This is a genomic window from Cedecea neteri (assembly GCF_000757825.1).
GTDB lineage: Bacteria > Pseudomonadota > Gammaproteobacteria > Enterobacterales > Enterobacteriaceae > Cedecea > Cedecea selenatireducens.
The window spans coordinates 4,049,392-4,063,357 of the sequence record NZ_CP009451.1; the positions used below are offsets into that span (position 1 = coordinate 4,049,392).

13 protein-coding genes are annotated in these 13,966 nt (G+C 59.3%); 12 read left to right on the forward strand and 1 reads right to left on the reverse strand.

What is annotated here, in order from left to right:
- The first annotated feature begins 17 nt into the window (after positions 1-17).
- The 11 genes from JT31_RS18780 to JT31_RS18830 all read left to right on the forward strand — a co-directional run bounded on the left by JT31_RS18780 (position 18) and on the right by JT31_RS18830 (position 11,887).
- Positions 18-758, forward strand: coding sequence for a heme ABC transporter permease (locus JT31_RS18780; protein WP_038480673.1), 741 nt, complete (start codon positions 18-20; stop codon positions 756-758).
- Positions 755-967, forward strand: coding sequence for a heme exporter protein CcmD (gene ccmD / locus JT31_RS18785; protein ID WP_038480676.1), 213 nt, complete (start codon positions 755-757; stop codon positions 965-967). The genes JT31_RS18780 and ccmD overlap by 4 nt, the downstream gene beginning before the upstream one ends.
- The gene (ccmE, locus tag JT31_RS18790; RefSeq protein ID WP_038480679.1) at positions 968-1,447 is read left to right on the forward strand and encodes a cytochrome c maturation protein CcmE; all 480 of its coding nucleotides are present in this window, start codon (positions 968-970) and stop codon (positions 1,445-1,447) included.
- On the forward strand, positions 1,444-3,399 hold the full coding sequence (locus JT31_RS18795) for a heme lyase CcmF/NrfE family subunit (protein ID WP_038480683.1): 1,956 nt from the start codon (positions 1,444-1,446) through the stop codon (positions 3,397-3,399). Before ccmE ends, JT31_RS18795 begins: the two co-directional genes overlap by 4 nt.
- Entirely contained in the window at positions 3,396-3,953 is a 558-nt protein-coding gene (locus JT31_RS18800) for a DsbE family thiol:disulfide interchange protein (RefSeq protein ID WP_038480686.1), read from the forward strand. The genes JT31_RS18795 and JT31_RS18800 overlap by 4 nt, the downstream gene beginning before the upstream one ends.
- Positions 3,953-5,026 carry a cytochrome c-type biogenesis protein CcmH gene (locus tag JT31_RS18805; protein ID WP_052049078.1) on the forward strand — a complete coding sequence of 358 codons (1,074 nt, stop codon included), beginning with the start codon at positions 3,953-3,955 and terminating at the stop codon, positions 5,024-5,026. Before JT31_RS18800 ends, JT31_RS18805 begins: the two co-directional genes overlap by 1 nt.
- Positions 5,027-5,039: 13 nt before the next feature.
- On the forward strand, positions 5,040-5,798 hold the full coding sequence (gene mlaA, locus JT31_RS18810) for a phospholipid-binding lipoprotein MlaA (protein ID WP_038480689.1): 759 nt from the start codon (positions 5,040-5,042) through the stop codon (positions 5,796-5,798).
- Between the two features lie 167 nt (positions 5,799-5,965).
- Positions 5,966-7,930, forward strand: a complete 1,965-nt coding sequence (gene hflK, locus JT31_RS18815; RefSeq protein ID WP_038480692.1) for a protease modulator HflK — start codon at positions 5,966-5,968, stop codon at positions 7,928-7,930.
- The gene (gene hflC, locus JT31_RS18820) at positions 7,927-8,940 is read left to right on the forward strand and encodes a protease modulator HflC (RefSeq protein WP_038480695.1); all 1,014 of its coding nucleotides are present in this window, start codon (positions 7,927-7,929) and stop codon (positions 8,938-8,940) included. Before hflK (JT31_RS18815) ends, hflC begins: the two co-directional genes overlap by 4 nt.
- On the forward strand, positions 8,937-9,989 hold the full coding sequence (gene hflK / locus JT31_RS18825; RefSeq protein WP_038480698.1) for a protease modulator HflK: 1,053 nt from the start codon (positions 8,937-8,939) through the stop codon (positions 9,987-9,989). The genes hflC and hflK (JT31_RS18825) overlap by 4 nt, the downstream gene beginning before the upstream one ends.
- Complete coding sequence (locus tag JT31_RS18830; RefSeq protein ID WP_038480701.1) at positions 9,986-11,887, forward strand: heavy metal translocating P-type ATPase; 1,902 nt, start codon at positions 9,986-9,988, stop codon at positions 11,885-11,887. The genes hflK (JT31_RS18825) and JT31_RS18830 overlap by 4 nt, the downstream gene beginning before the upstream one ends.
- A gap of 47 nt (positions 11,888-11,934) precedes the next feature.
- Here JT31_RS18830 and fadL read toward each other — a convergent pair whose 3' ends face one another.
- On the reverse strand, positions 11,935-13,263 hold the full coding sequence (fadL, locus tag JT31_RS18835) for a long-chain fatty acid transporter FadL (protein ID WP_038480704.1): 1,329 nt from the start codon (positions 13,261-13,263) through the stop codon (positions 11,935-11,937).
- Between the two features lie 377 nt (positions 13,264-13,640).
- Here fadL and JT31_RS18840 point away from each other — a divergent pair, with 377 nt between their 5' ends.
- Positions 13,641-13,925 carry a YfcZ/YiiS family protein gene (locus JT31_RS18840; RefSeq protein ID WP_038480707.1) on the forward strand — a complete coding sequence of 95 codons (285 nt, stop codon included), beginning with the start codon at positions 13,641-13,643 and terminating at the stop codon, positions 13,923-13,925.
- Positions 13,926-13,966: the final 41 nt, after the last annotated feature.

A 13,966-nucleotide genomic window follows, 5' to 3' on the forward strand; every position in this document is an offset into this window, starting at 1 on the left:
TTTTGTGAGCAAAACCTATGTGGAAAACGTTACATCAGCTTGCTAAACCGGAGCGGCTTTACCACTTCTGTGGCCGTTTACTGCCCTGGCTGGCTATTCTCAGCGCGGTGCTGCTGGTGGTTGGCTGCGTCTGGGGCTTTGGTATTGCCCCGGCAGACTACCAGCAGGGGCAAAGTTACCGGATCATGTACCTGCACGTCCCGGCGGCCATGTGGTCGATGGGCATTTACGCCAGCATGGCGATTGCCGCCTTTATTGGCCTGGTATGGCAGATAAAAACTGCCGATCTGGCGGTGATGGCGATGGCGCCCGTCGGCGCGGCGTTTACCTTTATTGCGCTGGTTACCGGCTCCGCCTGGGGCAAGCCGATGTGGGGCACCTGGTGGATTTGGGACGCGAGGCTGACCTCCGAGCTGGTGCTGCTGTTCCTCTACGTGGGCGCGATTGCCTTGTATAGCGCGTTTGACGACCGCCGCCTTGCGGGCCGTGCCGCCGGCATTCTGGTGCTGGTCGGCGTGGTGAACCTGCCGATTATTCATTTCTCGGTGGAGTGGTGGAACACGCTGCACCAGGGCTCTACCAATATGCAGCAATCCATCGACCCTTCGATGCGCACGCCGCTGCGCTGGACCATTTTCGGCTTCCTGGCGCTGTTTATCACGCTCACCCTGATGCGCCTGCGTAACCTGCTGTTGCTGCAGGAAAGCCGCCGTCCGTGGGTGTTAGCGCTTGCTAACGGCAGAGGAGCAAAATCATGACGTGGGCGTTCACTCACTGGAGCGAGTTCTTCGCCATGGGCGGCTACGCCTTTTACGTCTGGCTGGCGGTGGTCTTTACGCTGCTGCCGCTGCTCGGGCTGATTTTCCATACCCGCTACCAGCACCGCGCGATTCTGCGGGCGGTGGCTCGCCAGCAGGCCAGAGAGCAGCGTATCCGCGTCGCTCGCCAGCGCCAGGAGGAAGTCTAAGTGAATCCGCGTCGTAAAAATCGGCTTTATCTGGCCGTAGCGGTACTGGCGGGGCTTGGGCTGACCATCACGCTCGTGCTTTATGCCCTGCGCAGCAATATCGACCTGTTTTATACCCCCGGCGAAATTATCTACGGCAAAGGTGAAAGCCACCTGATGCCGGAAACCGGGCAGCGCCTGAGGATCGGCGGCATGGTGATGCCGGGCAGCGTGAAGCGAGACGGCCAAAGCCTGAAGGTCAGCTTCAAGCTGTATGACGCTCGCGGCGTGGTGGACGTGACCTACGAGGGCATTCTGCCGGATCTGTTCCGCGAGGGGCAGGGCGTTGTGGCGCAGGGCGTGATGGAAGGTGCGACGCTTATCCACGCTAAAGAGGTGCTGGCGAAACACGATGAAAATTACACGCCGCCGGAAGTGAAAGCGGCGATGGAGCAGAATCACCAGCAGGCCCCGGAAGTGTATAAGGATAACGCCCCATGATGCCCGAAATCGGTGGTTTTCTGCTAAGCCTGGCGCTCGGCTGGTCCCTGCTGCTAAGCATTTACCCGCTCTGGGGCGTGGCGCGTGGCGACAAGCGGCTGATGGCCTCCGCGCGGCCGTTTAGCTGGGCGCTGTTTATTACCCTTTGCGCGTCATTCCTGATCCTGGTTAACGCCTTTGTGGTGAACGACTTCAGCGTGCTGTATGTCGCCAATAACTCCAATACCGAGCTGCCGGTCTGGTATCGCGTGGCGGCAACCTGGGGCGCGCACGAAGGGTCGTTGATGCTGTGGGTGCTGATGATGAGCGGCTGGACTTTTGCCGTTTCGCTCACCGGGCGCAGCATGCCAAAAGAAGACCATGCCCGCGTGCTGGCGGTAATGGGGATGATTAACTTCGGCTTCCTGCTGTTTATTATTTTCACCTCTAACCCGTTTATCCGCACGCTGCCGGACTATCCGCTGGAAGGTCGCGACTTAAACCCGCTGCTGCAGGACATCGGCCTGATTGTGCATCCGCCGCTGCTGTATATGGGCTACGTTGGCTTTTCCGTGGCGTTTGCTTTCTCGATTGCGGCCCTGCTTGGCGGCAGGCTGGACAGCGCCTGGGCGCGCTGGACTCGCCCGTGGACGCTGGCGGCATGGGCCTTTTTAACCGTCGGGATCGTGCTTGGCTCGGCGTGGGCCTATTACGAACTGGGCTGGGGCGGCTGGTGGTTCTGGGACCCGGTGGAAAACGCCTCGTTTATGCCCTGGCTGGCGGGCACGGCGCTGATCCATTCGCTCTCGGTCACCGAAAAGCGCGGCAGCTTTAAGGCCTGGACCGTGCTGCTGGCGATTAGCGCCTTCTCACTTTGCCTGCTGGGCACGTTCCTGGTGCGCTCCGGCGTGCTGGTGTCGGTGCACTCTTTTGCCTCCGACCCGGCGCGCGGCATGTTTATTCTGGCCTTCCTGGTTATCGTTATCGGCGGCTCGCTGCTGCTGTATGCGGTCAAAGGCAGCAAGGTGCGCTCCCGCGTGAGCAACGATCTCTGGTCGCGCGAGTCTTTCCTGCTCGGCAACAACGTCTTGCTGATTGCCGCCATGCTGGTGGTTTTGCTGGGCACGCTGCTGCCGCTGGTGCATAAGCAGCTTGGGCTGGGCAGCATTTCAATCGGCGAACCGTTCTTTAATACGATGTTTACCGCGCTGATGGCGCCGTTTGCGCTGATGCTCGGCATCGGGCCGCTGGTTCGCTGGCGGCGCGACGAGCCGGGCAAGCTGCGCAGGCATCTGCTGGCGGCTGTGGTCGTGACGCTGGTTCTGTCGCTGCTGCTGCCGTGGCTGATGCAGGATCGCGTTGAAGCGATGACGGTGGTTGGCCTGCTGATGGCTATCTGGGTCTTTGTGCTGGCGCTGATGGAGGTTTATCAGCGCGCCACGCACCGCCACGGTTTCTGGGATGGATTACGCAAAATTCCAGCCAGCCACTGGGGCATGGTTTCCGCGCATCTTGGCCTGGCGGTGACCGTGGTCGGTATCGCCTTTAGCCAGAGCTACAGCGTGGAAAGAGACGTGCGCATGAAGTCCGGCGACAGCATTGATATTCATCAGTATCACTTCGTGTTCCGCGAAGTGCGGGACATCACCGGCCCTAACTATCGCGGCGGCGTGGGCGTTATCGACGTCACCCGTAACGGCAGGCCGGAAGCCACGCTGCACGCTGAAAAACGTTTTTATAACAGTAACCGGGCGATGATGACCGAGGCGGCCATCGACGGCGGTTTCACCCGTGACCTCTATGCCGCGCTGGGCGAAGAGCTGGCCGACGGCAGCTGGGCGGTGCGTCTTTATTACAAACCTTTCGTGCGCTGGATTTGGGCGGGCGGGCTGCTGATGGCGCTCGGCGGGCTCTTCTGCCTGTGCGACCCGCGTTACCGTAGCCGTAAAGTTAAGCCGGAGGCCGCAGTATGAAGCGCCGCTATCTGTTTATTCCGCTGGCGCTGTTTCTGCTGCTGGCCTCGTTGCTGCTCTGGCAGCTGGCGCGTAACGCGCAGGGCGAAGCGCCCACCGATCTGGAGTCGGCGCTGATTGGCAAACCGGTGCCGGTGTTTCGCCTGGAATCGCTCGATGAGCCCGGCAAAGAGTGGGGCCGCGAAGTCCTTGCGGACGGCAAGCCGCTGCTGCTGAACGTCTGGGCGACCTGGTGCCCAACCTGCCGAGCCGAGCATAAGTTTCTGAACGGGCTGGCCGCGCAGGGCGTGCGTGTGGTGGGTATGAACTATAAAGACGACCGCCACAAAGCGATTAACTGGCTGCGCGATCTCGGGAACCCGTACATGTTAAGCCTGTTTGACGGCAACGGCATGCTGGGGCTGGATCTCGGCGTGTACGGCGCGCCGGAAACATTCCTGATCGACGGGAAAGGGTTCATTCGCTATCGCCATGCGGGCGATCTGAACGATCGCGTCTGGCAGCAGGAGTTAAAACCGCTGTGGGAGAAATACAGCCAGGAGGCGGGATCATGATGCGTGCAGTTTCCTTGCTTATCGGCATGCTGTTCAGCCTTCACGCGGCGGCGGCCATCGATACCTTCACTTTTAAGGATGAAGCGCAGGAGCAACAGTTCCGCCAGCTGACCGAAGAGCTGCGCTGCCCTAAGTGCCAGAACAACAGCATTGCGGATTCAAACGCGATGATAGCCTCCGACATGAAGCTCAAGGTTTATGAGCTGATGCAGCAGGGCAAAAGCAAGCCGCAGATCGTCGATTACATGGTGGAGCGCTACGGGCATTTCGTCACCTACGAGCCGCCGTTGACGCCTGCGACGGTTATCCTCTGGGCGCTGCCCGCGCTGTTTGTGGTCGGCGGTATCGGCGTTATCGTGCTGCGCAGCCGCAGGCGGCAAAAGATTTCTCTGGCGGAGGATTATTCGGCGCAGTCTGGGGCGGTAGCCAGGGGAAAAATCTCGCTGTGGGTCTTTTTACCCGGGGCGCTGATCCTCGTGGCGGTCAGCGCTGGCAGTTATCTGAAAACCTCCGGGCTGGGCCAGCTACAGGCCTGGCGGCAGGCGACCGCCGAGACGCCAGCGTTGTTAAAACGTGTTCTCGACCCGCAGGCCGCGCCCCTGACTATGGAAGAGATGGCGCGTCTTGGGTTAGGATTACGCACGCGATTGCAGCAACAGCCTGATAATCTTGAAGGCTGGATGATGCTAGGGCGCATTGGCATGGTGCTAAATAACGCAACGACGGCTACACAAGCTTTTGCTCATGCGTATAAACTTGCGCCCGCAAACGGCGAGGCAAAGCTGGGCTATGCTGAAGTATTGACCCGCTCCGCCGACGCGCAGGACAACCAGCTGGGTGGCCTCCTGCTCCGCGAAATGCTAAAAGATGACCACACGAATATTCGCGTGCTCAGCCTGCTGGCGTTCAATGCCTTTGAGCGGCAGAACTACCGTGAGGCGATTGGCGCGTGGGAAATCATGCTGAAAGTTTTACCGGCTAACGACCAGCGCCGCGCCGTCATTGAGCGCAGCATCGATCAGGCGAGGGCCCAAACTGAACCGGGCACCACTGAAAGCGCAGATAAACAATAAGAGGGAAACGCTAATGAATTTCCGCCTGACCGGACTTGCTCTGGCAACAACGGTATTAGTGGGATGTGCCAGTTCCGGCAGCCAGGAGCCTCAGGGACGTTCGGATCCGCTGGAAGGCTTCAACCGTTCAATGTTCAACTTCAACTACAACGTGCTGGACCCGTATGTGCTGCGTCCGGTGGCTGTAGCGTGGCGTGACTATGTGCCGGTGCCGGCGCGTAACGGCCTGAGCAACTTCACCAGCAACCTCGAAGAGCCGGCCACCATGGTGAACTACTTCGTGCAGGGCGACCCGTATCAGGGGATGGTGCACTTTACGCGCTTCTTCCTGAACACCCTGCTGGGGATGGGCGGCTTCATCGACGTTGCCGGAATGGCGAACCCTAAACTGCAGCGCGTCGAGCCTCACCGCTTCGGCAGCACGCTGGGTCATTACGGTGCGGGCTACGGTCCTTACGTCATGCTGCCTGGCTACGGCAGCTTCACGCTGCGTGAAGACGGTGGTGACTTTGCCGATACGCTGTATCCGGTGCTTTCCTGGCTGACCTGGCCGATGTCTATCGGGAAATGGACGGTGGAAGGGATAGAAACTCGTGCCCAGCTGCTGGACTCTGACGGCCTACTGCGCCAGTCTGCTGACCCGTATGTCACGGTGCGTGAGGCTTACTTCCAGCGGCATGACTTCCTGGCCAACGGCGGCCAGCTGAAGCCGGAAGCGAACCCGAACGCGGCGGCGATTCAGGATGACCTGAAAGATATCGACTCCCAGTAACCAGGGGATCTGAAGACAGAAAGCGAGCGTTCGAGCTCGCTTTTTTATTGTCATCATAATGACATAAATTGACACATCTTTACCCATCAGCATTTTGTATTGGTATGTTATAAGATAACAATTGTAAAATGCTGCGCAAACCTTGCGCGCCTCACCTTTAAAACATCATGCCACCTACCCGGTTACCCGAAGCTGAACTGCTGCCTCAGGCGCTGCCCGCTCGTTATTCGCTGGCCGCCGCCCAGGCCCGACTCGCTGCGCGAACGGTGTTCGTCTTAACCTTCTCGCTATTTATGATGCTCCTGCTGGCGCTGACCGTCAGTATTCTGGAGCCCGCCTCGCGCTGGGTGTCACTGCTGTGCAGTAACGCCGCTGCGTTATTGTTACTGGCGATTTCACTGCATGCCGCCCAGCGTATTTGCCAGTGGCGCAGCGGTAAAGTTACGCCTCAGGCAGAATCTCAGGCTCAGCCGGAAGAAGCCCCAAAGGGCAGGATTGCCCGCTGGTTTACAGGCGCTGTGCCGCTGAATTTTGCCCGCATTGAAGCCTTTTTTAAGGCTGAGGGAATTTGGTCCGGCGCACTTGCCGCGCTGGCGTTCTATATTGCTCTTTCCGGCTGGAACACCAGCTTTGTTCCACTGGCGGAGAACAATAACCGCTGGATAGCCGTTGCCTGCCTGATAGCCTCGCTTTTTGTCCTGCTGGTAGCCGAGCGCCATCTTAGCGCTGTGCCTAAAGAGGCTTCGCCCGAGGCCGGGCCGGTAGCTCCGCTGTTACGCCTGGTGATGGCGGTGCAGCTGCTGACTCTGCCTGGGCTTATCTGGCCGCAGCTTAACAGCCCGCTGGTGATAAATCTGCCCGCCGTGCTGGTGCTGCTGGTTTCAGCAGAATTTATGCTGCGCGGCCTGTTCTCTCTGTTTGCCCCTCCCGGCGACGGCACCGCAGAACCCGTTCTGATCCCTAAAAGCCAGCTGGCAGCGCAGCTCACCTGGCCGCCGCGGCCGTTCAGCTTTTTGCAGCAGGAGCTGCATCAGCGTTTTGGCATAGACCTGCGTCAGGTCTGGGCGTTTACCGTCTTAAAACGCGCCTTTATTCCTATGCTAGCCATTATGCTGCTTTGCGGCTGGCTGCTAACCGGGCTGCAGCAAATTTCGGCCACCGAGCGCGGCGTCTATGAGCGCTTTGGGCGTTCGGTCGCGGTGCTTGAGCCGGGCCTGCATCTGGGCATGCCGTGGCCGTTTGGCCGGGTTTGGCTGACGGAAAACGGTCAGGTACATGAGCTGGCCGCCGGGGAAGATCCTGCGAATCAGCCGCCGCTAAAACGTGCTGATGCCGAAGGGCCTGCGCCCGCCAGCGCTGACCGCCTGTGGGATGCCACCCATAACTTCGACAAAGCGCAAATCATCGCCAGCCAAAGCGGGGACCAACAAAGCCTGCAAATCGTGAACAGCGACGTGCGCTTTATGTGGCGCATCGGGCTGAGCGATAAAGCCGCGCTGGCGGCAACCTACCGCGCAGTGAACCTTCAGGAGCTGGTGCGCAGCACCGCGAACCAGGTGCTGGTGCATCAGTTTTCCTCTTTAACGCTGGACGACGTACTCAGCGAGCGGCGTGACGACCTTGCCCTGCAGATTAACCGCGCCGTGCAGCAGCAGCTGGATAACCTGAACAGCGGCGTGGAGATTCTTTCTACCGTCGTTGAGGCAATTCATCCCCCTGCCGGAGCAGCCGACGCGTTTCACGGCGTGCAGGCCGCGCAAATTGCGGCCCAGTCGCTGATCCTCCGGGAGCGTGGCAGTGCGGCAGAAAAAGCCGCGCTGGCCGCAACTAATGCGGCGGTGCGCCAGAACACGGCACAAATCAACGCCACCGAAGCGTTAAGCCTGGCTCAGGCCACGGCGACCCGCTTTGCCGCGCAGAAAAATGCGTACCAGCAGGCCGGGCAGGTCTTTATTGACGAGCTTTGGTTTAAGCAGCTTCAGCTGGCGCTCAGCGGCCGTCCTTTGCTGGTTATCGACCAGCGGATCGGGGCCGGTTCTCCGCCGACGCTTGACCTGCGTGATTTCCCCACTTCGACCGATGCAGCGCGCCGCGATGCGCCAGCTAAACCCGCACAGGAGCTTTCCCGGTGAGCCACTCGCACTCTCATGGACATCATCACCATCATCATGGTCACGGCTGTGGCCACGATCGTTCTTCTGCCCCGGAAGGTGGTAAAAAAGGGATCTGGAAGCGTATTACCGCCGCCGCTGTGCTGGTGCTTATCCTGCTTGCTGCCGCGAGCCTGGTACAGGTGCGATCCGGCGAATCGCTGGTGATCACTCGCTTTGGTAAACCCGTTCGGGTGCTGCTTGAGCCGGGGCTTGCCTGGCGAATTCCGGCGCCTTTTGAAACCGCAACGGTGGTGGATCTGCGCCTGCGGACGACATCAAGCGGGCTGCAGGATGTAGGCACTCGCGATGGTCTGAGGATCATCGTTCAGTCCTATGCGGTGTGGGAAGTAGACAACACGCCTGAGCACGTGCAGCGCTTTATGCGGGCGGTGCAGAATCAGCCGGATGAAGCGGCGCGCCAGATCCGTACTTATTTAGGTTCAGCGCTGGAAACCACCGCCAGCGGCTTCACGCTTTCTCAACTGGTGAATACCGACGGCAAGCAGGTGCAGCTGGCGCAGTTTGAATCGCATCTTCAGCAGCAAATCAGCCAGCCGCTGCTGCAAAGCTACGGCATCCGGCTGGTACAAATGGGCACCGAGCGCCTGACGCTACCTGCCGTCACGCTTAATGCCACCGTTGACCGTATGCGCGCCGAGCGTGAAACCATCGCCATTGAACGTACGGCGGAAGGTAAACGCGCGGCGGCAGAAATTCGCTCCGCAGCCGATCGCGATGCCCGTATTACCGAGGCGCAGGCTTCGGTGAAAGCGGCGGATATTGAGGCTCAGGCTCAGGTGCAAACGGCCTCTATTTACGGCAAAGCCTATGCCAGCGCGCCACAGCTTTACAGCCTGCTGCGCCAGATTGATGCCCTTAGCGGCATGGTCAATGCGCAAACCCGGCTGGTGCTGCGTACCGATGCCAAACCGTTCAGCCTGCTGGTTGACGGGCCACAGATGGATAAAGCTGCGGATAAAAAACCATGACCGAACGGCAAAAACTTGAGCCCGGCGGGCCGTGGACGCAGTCGATCCGGCTGGCGTTTATCGCCATCTTTGTGCTGACGCTGTTTGCCGCCGGAGCCTGGCTGCTGTCAAACGTCCGGCAGATCCCGGCGGGAAGCAGGGCGGTAGTGCTGCGTTTTGGCGCAGAGCAACGTGTCGCCGAGCCGGGGCTGTTGCTTGCCTGGCCCGCGCCGGTGAATGAAGTGGTGATGGTGCCGGGGGCGGATCGGGTGATTGAGCACCGGGTGACCGCCCTGCTGCGTTCGCCCGAGGCGCAAAGTCTGGATATTAACGGCGGTCCTGGGAACGACGCTGTTTCGGGTTCCGGCTTCCTGCTGACCGGTGATGCGGGCGTGGTACAGCTGGATATCAGCGTGTTCTACCGGGTCAGAACGCCGACAGCCTATGTGCTCCAGGGCAAACATGTGTTGCCGCTGCTCGACAGGCTGGTTGAACGCGCGGCGGTGGCGGTCTGTGCTTCACGCGATCTGGATACTATTCTGGTCGCCCGCCCCGAAATGCCGGGCAACGACATGAACGTTGCCCAGCAGCGCGAACAGCTGCGCAGTGACGTGCAGCGTAACATTGAGCAAAACCTGCTGCGGCTTCAGCAGTCGGGAAGCGACGCGGGTATAACGCTTGAGCGAGTGACCGTTCAGTCCGCCTTACCCCTGGCAACCGTGACGGCGTTCAATGCGGTATTAACTGCCAGCCAGCAGGCGTCGAAAGCGGTGGCGACCGCGCAAAGTGACGCTTCGTTAACGCGCCAGAAGGCGGTGCAGCAGGCCGATCAGATGCTGCAAACCGCCCAGGCAAACGCGCAGGAAAGCGTGGCTAAAGCGCAGTCGGATACCGCGACTATCGCCCATCTGGCCAGCAACCATGACGACCCAGATTTGCTGGGGCGAATTTACCGTCAGCGGATAGCCGAGATTTTGTCCCGGGCCGGATCGGTGATTACCGTGTCGCCGCAGGATGACGCTCATCTGATTTTGCAGGGCGTGGCGCAAAAAGAGGCGGCTAAACCATGACTTCTTCAGTCCAGGCCGGCGGGGCGCTGACCCGTCAGGAACAGAAACATATTACTCGCCAGCTGCTGCTGGCGCTGATTGCCAGCGGGGCGCTTATTCTCGGCCTGCTCTGGCGCTGGCTAGCGCCTCAGCAGGTTGCCGTCGGCGATTTACTGCTGGGCGCGGCATCCCTCGTTGTGGCGGTACCGGTGCTGCGGCATGCGCTGCACAGCTTGCGTTACCCCAGCCTGCACGGGCTGACAGACCAGCTCATTGCGCTGGCTTTGCTGGGCGCATGGGCGACGGGCGATCTTCTGACGGCCGCGCTGCTGCCGCTGATCATGATTGTCGGGCATATTCTTGAAGAGCGCAGCGTGATCGGCTCTCAGGAAGCTATCGAAGCGCTGAGCAAGCTCACGCGCAGCCGCGCCAGACGCGTTGGCGCTGACGGTCAGTTGCAGGATATCGACAACCACGATCTTGAACCTGGTGATGTGGTTGAGGTGCGTGCCGGGGATCATATTCCCGCCGATGGCCTGGTGCTGGAGGGCAAAGCAAGCCTGGATACGGCGCCGATCACCGGTGAGTCGGTACCGCAGGAAGTTGAGCCCGGTGCCGAAGTTTTTGGTGGGGCGATAAACCTTGATGGCCTGCTGCGCATCCGGGTCACGCGTACCGGGGAAACGTCGACGTTGGGGCGTGTAATCGCTCTGATGCAAAGCGCCGAGCAGGCAAGTCCGCCGATAACCCGGCTGCTGGAGCGCCATGCGGCTCGCTATCTGTTGCTGGTGTTGATGATTGCCGCCAGCACCTGGTTCCTGACGCAGGATGCCCAGGCGATGCTGGCGGTATTGGTGGCTGCCTGCCCGTGTGCGCTTGTGCTCTCCGCGCCAGCTTCCTCTATTGCCGGGCTGACGGTTGCCGCCCGCCACGGCATTTTAATTCGTGGCGCTGCTTTTCTTGAGGAACTGGCGGAGATCAACGCCGTGGTGGTCGACAAGACAGGGACTCTGACGCACGGCAAGCTGCACCTGCAGGCTGTGGGACCTTTTGGCGATACCGATCCTGATATGCTGAAAACCCTGGCGGCCAGCCTCGGGGCGACGAGTAACCATCCGGTTAGCCGTGCGCTGAGCGAGATTGTTTCACGCGAAGCCTGGCTCCCGCTCGATAACGTGCGCGAACATCAGGGATTAGGCGTTTCTGCTTCTACCCCACAGGGCGAAGCCGTACTCGGCAGGCGCGAACTGTTGGCCACAACGCTTGCTGACTTACCGGATGCCCCGGAGCATGATGGCCCGATTGTCGGGCTGGCGCTGGATGGGCGTTTTCTTGGCTGGCTGCTGCTGGCCGATAGCCTGCGCGGTGAGGCGGCCACGGCGATGGCAGAGCTACGCGAGCTTGGGCTGAACCGTCAGCTTTTACTGACCGGCGATCGCCAGTCGGTTGCCGACCGCATTGCGCAGCAGGTGGGTATTGTCGACGTGGTAGCTGGCGCGCTTCCCGCGGATAAGCTGGAGCAGGTGAAGCTGCAAATCGACAGCGGTTACCGGCCAATGGTTATCGGCGACGGCATCAACGATTCGCTGGCGCTCAAGGCGGGAGTGGTCGGCGTGGCGATGGGGGCCGGAGGCTCTGATATTGCGATGTCGTCGGCGGATATTGTACTGATAGGCAGCGATCTTCGTCGGCTGGGCACCTGCGTGCGCTTAAGCCGCCGCTGCCGCTGTACTTTGCAGGTCAACGTATTTATCGGGCTCGGCTGGACGCTGGCGATTGTCGCGATGGCGGCTTTTGGCTGGCTGGGGGCATCGGGCGCAGTTGTCGCCGCGCTGCTGCATAATCTCAGCACGCTGCTGGTGCTGGGCAATGCCGGCCGGCTATTAAGGTTTGAAGAAAAGCTGAGCGAGCAGAAATAAAAAAACCGCCTTCGTGATGAAGGCGGTTTGCTTTTCGGGGCGGTAACTTAGAACGCGTAGTTGAAGTTCGCGCCGTACAGCCAGGCTTTACCTTCAGATTTGAAGGTGTATGGGCCTTCTTCGATGGTGACTTTCTGGCCGTGCATGTAGGAAACACCTACGTCCACAGAAGCGTCTTTGTTAAACGCATAAGTGGTACCGGCGCTCAGCCACAGGCGGTCCTGATCCGGAATGGAGATAGAACGCTTGTCGGCCGGAACCGGACTGTCATCGAACGCGATACCGGTACGGAACGTCCAGTTATCGTCCATGAAGTAGGTGGTGCCCAGCGCGATGCGGTAAGCATCCTTGAAGCCTTCGTCTTTATAGAACAGCGTCTGGCCGTTGTTGCCGGTCGCTTTCAGCTCCTGGAACTGGCTCCAGCTGGTGTAGGTCAGGCTATAGTGCACGGCCCACTTCGGCGCCACTTTGTTATAACCGGACAGTTCCCACATTTCTGGCAGGTGCAGGCTCAGAGAACCCGGTACGGTTTGGCCATTGGTGCCTGAAGGCAGACCAAAGTTAGACAGCAGCGGGTTATAGGCCGCCGGCAGGCTGCTCTTATAGTCGCCGTCGAAGTCAACTTTCACTTCAGAACGATAGGTAAAGCCGTAGCGGTTATCTTTGTTGATTTCATAAAGAATACCGGCGTTCCAGCCAAAGCCCCATTTGTCACCCTTGAGGTGCGCAATCTGAGTATTGGCCGGTAATGTGCCGATAGCCTGGCGCTGAGCCGGGGTCAGCGGGGAAGACGGGTTACCCGCAATCAGCTGCGGCAGGTCACCCGCATAGCGCTCAATCTTCGCTTTCGCGTAGACAGCATCAAAGCCCAGACCGAAGCTCCAGTTGCTGTTCAGGCGGTAGGCACCGCTCAGGTTCAGGTTCAGGGTGGTCAGGTCGGTCGTGCCACCCATGGAACCGGCGGTATAGCTGTCATTATATTCGGTGGCCAGGCCGTAGTTAGAGGTGACGGATGCACCCCAGCCGAACTGGTCGTTAATCGGCGCGACAAAGTGCAGGTTAGGCACCCATGCGGTCGGCGCGATGTTTTTTGCATCGGTGCTTTTGCCGGTTTTTGAGGTACCGGAGATATCTACGTCCGGGTCAACGAAGATGGCGCCCGCGGAGAAAGAAGGGCGGTCAAACATCATGATGGTGGCGGGGTTGCGGCTTGCTGAACCCGCATTATCCGCGACTGCACCTTCCCCCGAATACGCTCGGCCAAGGCCAGAGGAAGAGAACTCGTTTAATTGAAAGCCGGCGGCATACGCCTGGGAAGAGACTATTGCCACTGCAACCGCGAGGGCTGACTTTGCAAACAGGTTTTTCTGGCTCATGACCAAAACCTCATTGATTTATTTTTATGCAAACAATGTTACATACCGTAACAGGAGCGCGAATAGTAGGGACTGATCGGGTACAGAGAAATCAGACCAGTGGCGAGAGTATAGGTCCGACCAGCGAGGATGTTGCAAGTTTGTTTCTAAAGTTTTTCAAGTTTGATCTTAAAAACGGGATCTGCTTGGCAAAATCCGGGGGAACTTCCCGGCAAACGGCGGATGTTATTTGTTTTAGATCATTTTTAAGTGTGATTTCCGTCACTTGTCGGTTTTGTGAGGATTATCAACTGGAGCAGAAACAACCGCGGGCGTAAAATGCCCGCAATTGTGTTAACCAATCTCCCTTTTTAGGCCGCATTACAGAGGAAAGCGTGATGAGTAAAAATACCGCCGATGAAACCCCAGTTTGCTGCTGCATTGATGTCGGTTCCATTATCGACAACACAGATTGCATCGCTTCCTACAGCCGCGTATTTGCTGATAAAGCACAGGCTGATGAGGTTCTGGCAGCCTTAACGGCCAAAGCCCGCGAAGTAGAATCCGAGCCTTGCCAGATTACCCCGCGTTATACCGAAGTGGCTGATGGCGTGCAGTTGGATATCGACTTCGTGTTCAGTTGCCAGGCTGAAACCATGATCTTCCAGCTCGGCCTGCGTTAATCCCCTCTGCCAAACACCCCGCATTGTGCGGGGTGTTTCAT